The organism is Microcoleus sp. LEGE 07076, assembly GCF_015207455.1.
In the GTDB taxonomy this organism is placed as follows: domain Bacteria; phylum Cyanobacteriota; class Cyanobacteriia; order Cyanobacteriales; family Microcoleaceae; genus Microcoleus.
In genome coordinates this window covers 1-5,628 of sequence record NZ_JADEWV010000299.1, presented here as the reverse complement: position 1 = coordinate 5,628, position 5,628 = coordinate 1, and the positions used below count along the sequence as shown (strand labels likewise).

Below are 5,628 nucleotides of genomic sequence, written 5' to 3'. Positions count from 1 at the left end.
GTGCTAAGGCTGGCGCTGCCATCGGCACCCACCCTCCCAACATAAAAATCCCAAAGCCACAACCGCCGCACACCAACAGCAGTGCTCCAAGTGTCCCCACCAACTTCGCTGGGTGAGCCATCCGCGATGCTACGGTTGCTCCCACAATTGACCATCCCGAAATCCATAGAATTTCTGCCCATTCCGGCCAAAACCAAAACATCGGTTTGTTGTCTAAAACAGCACTCAAAATTTGGCTGACTACTTGTCCGTGTGCCACAATACCGGGCATGAATTGCTTGTTTTGCCGCCGCCCGCTGTAAGGAGTATAAAAGAAATCTTTAACTGTTTCTGTGGTGTAGCCGATCAATACTATTTTATCTTTAACTAAATTAGGGTCAACTTTCCCTTCTAAAACATCCGTAATTCTGACTTGGTTGGCGAGTTGCCGGGAACGATAGTTAATTAATATTTGATATCCCCTGACATCGGCATTGCTGTATCCTCCGTCATTGCTTTCTAGTTGTTTTAATTGAGTTTTTCCCAGCCATAAAGATTGATCGGGTGCCAGTTGAGGATAAATTTTTTGTGTTTGCAGGTAGTGGAGTGCTAGCTGGAGGTTGAAGGAAGCTAAAACTTGAGAATTGTCATTGCAAAGATGTTTTTCTACCGGGGAGTTGCCCTCAATTTTCGGCGGTTTCATAAATAATAAAGCCCTGCGGAGTATGCCGCCCGGATCGACTCCAAAATCTGCAAATCCTACCCGGTTTTCTGGTATTCCCGGCGGAGGCGGAGAACCAGGACTGTCTGGATTCCCATCGGTGACTAAGCATACTCCGATTATGCGATCGCTCTTTTGTAAAACTTTCGTTAGTTCCTCGCGCCCGTCTCCTAAAGGTACGTCTCGCAGTACATCTAAACCGATGACTGCCGGCTGCATTTTTTCGAGTTTTTGTAAAATTTCAGCTATTTTGCGATCGGATATCGGCCACTGTTTCAGTTTCTGAATATCTGCTTCGGTAATTCCCACAACTAGCAAGTGCGGGTCTGGTTTTGCGTCGGGACGCATCCTCAACATTTGGTCGTAAGCGCTTAATTCTAGTGGTTCGAGTATTCCTAGCTGTCTGGCCCCCATCAAGGATATTGTTACTGCCACGCTGGCAATTAATACAGACTTAGCCAATAAGAGTGATGGTTTATACAGTTGACTCAATTGAGCCGCTGCCGATCGAATTTTATGAGATATTTTATTCATTTATTTCAGCATAAAAGTTGGAGTCGTTTCACCGAACAACATTTGTTTTGCTTGCAGCCACCTGCAGCGCATACTTCCTCCATCTTAAAAAATCCGGAAACTCCGACCGCTTTGTAACAAAATTTTACATTTCGTGGCGAGAGAATGTGTATGCAATGATACTCGCGACCTCAACAGCAGGAGTTTGGGGACGGATAATCGACTTGCCGATCGAATTAATTAATGTTATGGATGATATGTCAAGGTTAAAATATAGCCGAGTCTCAGGTTTCTGGAGGTACACTCCCTTAATCGGGAATCGGGAATTGGGAATTGGGAATTGGGAATCGGGAATCGGGAATCGGGAATCGGGAATGGGCTCGGCGGAGGGTAGAAATCTCCTCGCTGGTAGCTAACCCTCACTCAAATTACCAATCCTGCAATTACCTATTACCTATTACCAATCCTGCAATTACCGATTACCAATTCCCAATTCCCGCTAGAAGAAGTGCACCTCATGTTACACAGAACCGCTATAGTGTATCTGCGCCCTGGAGCAACCGCTCAAAAATATTTGTCGCCATCAGCGAATACCTGTGCTTGCAATATTATAATGAAAGGTAAAAAAAAATGAAAAGTTTTCTACGTCTAGCTACACTGGCGATCGGCTTAGGCGCGATCGCAGCTACCGTCCCCAGTTCACTTGCGGGAGTGCGGACACAATCTCGACCGATAGTGCTGAGTCAGAATGTTAATTTCAAGCCCCCCGATGTCACAGCCCCCGGCAGCAGACAAGGAGGAACGCATCGCGGCAGCAAGCTTTGTCCTGCGGGTTTATCTATTACTCCTTTAGTGCCTCCAACTAATATCGGTTTAACTCTCACACAGTCTCCCACAATTTTTGCTTATGTTCCTCAAACCTCAGCAGCAATAGAGTTTACAGTGCTCACCGACAACGAGGAAAAAGTAGTCTACGAAAAAACATTGAAACTTGACAAATCCGGGATTATTGGAGTTAACGTTCCTGCTAGCAGCGACAAGAGCAAATCCCTGGAAGTTGGCAAGCGATACGTATGGTCGTTTTCAATGGTTTGCGATCCTGATGACCGATCGGCAGATTTAGTTGTTAAAGGGTTCGTGCAGCGCATAGAACCCCTGGCAACTCTCAAAAGCGATTTGGTAAATCCCGACCCGATGACCAGGCTCGACGTTTACGCTAAAAATGGGATTTGGTACGAAACTCTCGCTACCTTAGCCCAAATGCGGCGGCAGACACCAGGAGATGCGAAGCTCAATGCCAAGTGGACGCAATTGTTGCAGTCCCAAGGACTCGAATCAGTGGCAGCTAAACCGCTGGTTGGGCCTCTTTAAAGCTCGCTATTTAGGGAATTTGTCTCTATCTGTCGGTGGCGACGTGAAAATTGACTTTCTGTGGTCGATCGCGCCTGGAGTTTTCACTCCGGGTGCGAGGGTGCGAGGGGGAGAGGGGGAGAGGATTTTTGCTCGATCGTCGAAATCTACAATGTTTATTTCCACAACAGCTTAACAAACCTCTAGCACTAACCCACAAATTATCTAGAAATACATCTGCGTGAATCTCCGTTAATCTGTCTTAAATCTGCGGTAGACCGACTCATCGAAAGCTGGTGCTACGCAACCTTTTAAAAAGCGACATTTCCCCTACTAATCACTGCCAAATGATTGCACCATCAATCCCAAATCTAAAATCTACACATTTCAAATCGATTGACTGATGACTAATAACTTTCCTACAATTCTAGCTCTTGATTTTGACGGTGTGATTTGTGACGGACTAATCGAATATTTCCAAACAGCTTGGCGCAGCTACTGTCAAATCTGGAAACCAGCCGAAACAGTCCCCGATCCAGATTTAGCCTTGAGTTTCTACCGAGTGCGGCCCGCCATCGAAACCGGTTGGGAAATGCCCCTGCTGATCCGCGCGCTGCTGACAGGAATTACCCCAGAGCAAATTTTGCTGGAATGGCCCAATATTGTCCCGCAGTTATTAACCGAAAATAATTTAAAACCCCAGTCTGTGGGCGCTATGTTAGACGGAATGCGCGATCATTGGATTGCTGAGGATTTAGCTGGGTGGCTGTCTTTGCACCGCTTTTATCCCGGAGTAGCCGATCGCCTGCACTCGTTGCAAGAGAGTTCGGTCAAAGTGGCGATCGTCACTACCAAGGAAGGCCGTTTTGTGCGGGAACTTTTGCAGCTAGCAGGCGTACAAATGCCGTCCGAGTTGATTTTTGGCAAGGAATACAACAAGCCGAAACACCAAATTTTGCGAGAATTTTTAGCTGCTTCTGGCAAAGATGCGACTATTTGGTTTGTGGAAGACCGGTTAAAAACTTTGCTGTCGGTGAAGCAGCAGCCGGATTTATCTATGGTGAAATTATTCTTAGCTGATTGGGGTTACAATACTTTGGCAGAGCGGGAATCTGTGGCTCAAAATCCCCCTGTTCAATTGCTTTCTCTGTCACAGTTTGCCGGAGATTTTGCCAATTGGTTGCCCGACGAATCTTGATATTAGATTTGTTGCCAAGTCGGTTTTTTTTCGATTACCAGAGTCAAAAAAAAACGACAAAACTTTACACTTTTGGGGTTGACTTTGGCGGCGCTGACATGGTATTATTAAATAATGGGATGGTTGCGAGAAAAATATTTTGGAACAGATTTCCATTATGATATGAGCATAACAGAAATTCCCGAAAAAATCAAGCATACCGACAAAAAAAAATAGGTTTGTAGTGAAGACTTTAGTCCTTCTTTTCCCGAGGACTTGCATTCGGAACGATCGCACCAATCTGAGACTTACAACCAATGCTCGACTTAACTAAAGCAGCCAAAGCAATGCAGGGAATGAGCCAACACTTGAATGTGGAGGCTTTGGCGGCTCGCCAGCGTTTGCAAGTGGCTCAGAATTTACTAGAACAGGCGGCAGCGGGACAAGAAAAATTGGTAGAATTGCAAGAGAGTTGGAGCGATCGCACTTTATTCAATGCAGCCACGCCGATCGAACCTTTGGGCGATCGCACCTACATCGCCGCACCCCCCGCCGCTCACACAGTCTTCGCCACAGACGGCTCCCAAATTTCGCCCAACCATCACGAAATAGCCTACTGCTACCTGGTAAACATCGGCACAGTCATGCTGCACTACGGGCAAAGCCGACACCCAGTTTTAGACAGCGTGCCCGAAGTTTTCTACAAACCAGAAGACTTGTATGCTTCGCGGCAGTGGGGAATTAGAACCGAAGAATGGATGGGATATCGGCGCGCCGTTTCCGAAGCAATCGCCCTGGCAGAAATGGGCTGCAATTGGGCAAAAGTTAACGAAGATAAATTGCCCGCGCCAGCTTTAGCAATGGTAGACGGTTCCCTAATTTATTGGTTTTTGGAACAGTTACCCACCGAAGCGCGCGATCGAATTTTGCAGCCAATTTTAGAAGCTTGGGACAAATTGCGCCTAGCCAAAATTCCCCTACTAGGATACTTGAGCGCTTCTCGCAGCAGCGAAAGCTTATCTTTTTTGCGGTTTCAAGCTTGCACCCACGAAGTACCAGACTGCATGACAAACTGCCCCAACGTCGGATTTGCCGCCACAATTGCTTTCGCCGAAAAAGCACCTTGTCAAGAATTTGAACCCTTGCGAGATGTCATCTTGTGGGCAACAATTCTGTCCCCCGGAGAAAGGAGCCCTTTGTGGAAATCCCAAGCTCGAATCTTAGATTTATACGGCCTTAATTCCGTCTATTTCTGTTACGTTCACGTCGGCACAGAAATTGCTAGAATAGAAGTGCCGGAATGGGTAGCACAAGATAATACAGAGCTAGATATAGCCTTAGGAATGATGCTAGCTCAAGTACACAAAGGTGGCGGCTATCCGGTGACGCTAGCAGAAGCCCACAACCAAGCAGTAGTCACCGGAGGCGATCGAACTCGCTTTTTCGCTTTGTTAGAGCAGCAAATGATTAAAGCAGGCTTAAAAAATGTCGGAATTTCTTACAAGGAAACCCGGAAGCGCGGCAGTATTGCTTGAATCTAAAATTAGAGTTAAAAATGTTATATGCCCCTAGAATTAATCATCTTAATAGCTTCCTTACTTGTTTCTTGGCTGGTGTTTAATTGGGCTTTTAAAGTATTGAAAGCCAGCGCGGGCACAGCAATTTCTATAGCAGCAATTGTGTTAGTGATGCAGTTATTGTTTGGCATCGGGCCAAATCAACTTTTCCAACATATAACTAACTTGCCGGAAACCCTTGGGAGAATAATTTTTGGCAAGTGATTCGATTTGAGACTTGAAATTTTTGATTTGTTCTCTAAGAAACTAAAATTTAATATAGCCTTTCTGTGATCTGGTATGAGGTACTATCCGGGATAGGGCATAGGGCT

Annotated in this window: 7 protein-coding genes; 5 read left to right on the top strand and 2 right to left on the bottom strand. The window is 46.0% G+C overall.

Annotated features, from left to right (window positions below):
- Nucleotides 1-1,234: CHASE2 domain-containing protein (locus IQ270_RS27675; protein ID WP_193976353.1), on the bottom strand; the 1,234-nt coding region annotated here is incomplete at its 3' end.
- A 155-nt stretch (nt 1,235-1,389) separates the two neighbouring features.
- Between IQ270_RS27675 and IQ270_RS27670 the strand changes: the two genes are divergently transcribed.
- Both IQ270_RS27670 and IQ270_RS27665 read left to right on the top strand, forming a co-directional pair.
- Nucleotides 1,390-1,629, top strand: a complete 240-nt coding sequence (locus IQ270_RS27670) for a hypothetical protein (RefSeq protein WP_193976354.1) — start codon at nt 1,390-1,392, stop codon at nt 1,627-1,629.
- A gap of 214 nt (nt 1,630-1,843) precedes the next feature.
- Complete coding sequence (locus IQ270_RS27665) at nt 1,844-2,584, top strand: DUF928 domain-containing protein (RefSeq protein WP_193976352.1); 741 nt, start codon at nt 1,844-1,846, stop codon at nt 2,582-2,584.
- A 6-nt stretch (nt 2,585-2,590) separates the two neighbouring features.
- Here IQ270_RS27665 and IQ270_RS27660 read toward each other — a convergent pair whose 3' ends face one another.
- Nucleotides 2,591-2,749 carry a hypothetical protein gene (locus IQ270_RS27660; RefSeq protein ID WP_193976351.1) on the bottom strand — a complete coding sequence of 53 codons (159 nt, stop codon included), beginning with the start codon at nt 2,747-2,749 and terminating at the stop codon, nt 2,591-2,593.
- Between the two features lie 217 nt (nt 2,750-2,966).
- On the opposite strand from IQ270_RS27660, the gene IQ270_RS27655 reads away from it, so the two are divergent.
- From IQ270_RS27655 to IQ270_RS27645, 3 genes are all read left to right on the top strand, one after another.
- The gene (locus IQ270_RS27655) at nt 2,967-3,761 is read left to right on the top strand and encodes an HAD family hydrolase (protein ID WP_193976350.1); all 795 of its coding nucleotides are present in this window, start codon (nt 2,967-2,969) and stop codon (nt 3,759-3,761) included.
- A 296-nt stretch (nt 3,762-4,057) separates the two neighbouring features.
- Nucleotides 4,058-5,275 carry a DNA double-strand break repair nuclease NurA gene (locus IQ270_RS27650; RefSeq protein ID WP_193976349.1) on the top strand — a complete coding sequence of 406 codons (1,218 nt, stop codon included), beginning with the start codon at nt 4,058-4,060 and terminating at the stop codon, nt 5,273-5,275.
- A 27-nt stretch (nt 5,276-5,302) separates the two neighbouring features.
- Complete coding sequence (locus IQ270_RS27645) at nt 5,303-5,521, top strand: hypothetical protein (RefSeq protein ID WP_193976348.1); 219 nt, start codon at nt 5,303-5,305, stop codon at nt 5,519-5,521.
- Nucleotides 5,522-5,628: the final 107 nt, after the last annotated feature.